Origin of the sequence: Mesorhizobium sp. M0904, from assembly GCF_040319475.1 — a bacterium.
Classification (GTDB): Bacteria; Pseudomonadota; Alphaproteobacteria; order Rhizobiales; family Rhizobiaceae; genus Mesorhizobium.
Window position 1 is genome coordinate 1 of sequence record NZ_JAMYOC010000062.1, and the last position, 810, is coordinate 810.

Sequence of the window (810 nt, forward strand, 5' to 3'; positions counted from 1 at the left end):
AGGGTCAGGACTCATTGATCCAGAAGATGAAGGCTGCAGCGAAGGCGATCGCCGACAGGAAGGTGTGAGCACATCGGTCGTATCTGGTGTGGATGCGTCGCCAGTCTTTGAGGCGTGCGAACATGTTCTCGATCCTGTGGCGTTGTCGGTATAGGACAGGATCGTAGCTGTGCTGAACACGATGCTTGGCATGGGGTGGAATGCATGGCGTGATACCGCGCTCGACGAGCGCCTGGCGGAAGGCCGCTGAACTGTAGGCCCGATCGGCGAGCAGGGATTTGGCGGCGGGCAAATCCTCGATCACTGCCGCAGCAGTCTTGTGATCATTGGCCTGCCCTTCGCTCAGATGCAGCAGCCGCGGACGTCCCTTGCCGTCACAGACCACTTGCAGCTTGGTGGTCAGTCCGCCTCGGCTGCGTCCGATACATCGGGATAGAGCCCCTTTTTAAGGAGGCTGGCGGCAGTGCGATGCGCTTTGAGATGGGTGGCATCGATCATCAGATTGTCCGTTTCGCCGCCCTGCGCGGCCAGTTCCGCCAGGATGCGGTTGAACACACCCAGCCGACTCCAGCGGATGAAGCGGTTGTAGATAGTCTTGTGCGGACCGTAGTCGGAAGGGACATCTCGCCAGCGAAGACCATTGCGGATCACGAACAGGATGCCGCTCAGCACCCGGCGGTCATCTACACGCGGCACACCATGCGACAAAGGAAAATAGGGCTCGATCCGGCGCATCTGCTCCGGCGTCAACATCAGCAAATCACTCAAGGCGGCACCTCCTGCCACCTTGAATCACCCAACAGAGATCAA

The 810-nt window shown here is 59.5% G+C and carries 1 protein-coding gene; it reads right to left on the reverse strand.

The window, feature by feature from the left end:
* Nucleotides 1–4: 4 nt before the first annotated feature.
* Nucleotides 5–768, reverse strand: a protein-coding gene (locus NKH80_RS30050) for an IS5 family transposase (RefSeq protein ID WP_156937481.1) whose coding sequence is annotated in 2 segments (ribosomal slippage) — nt 5–429 and nt 429–768 — 765 coding nt in all. Because the reading frame shifts where the segments join, the coding sequence is not laid out codon by codon here.
* Nucleotides 769–810: the final 42 nt, after the last annotated feature.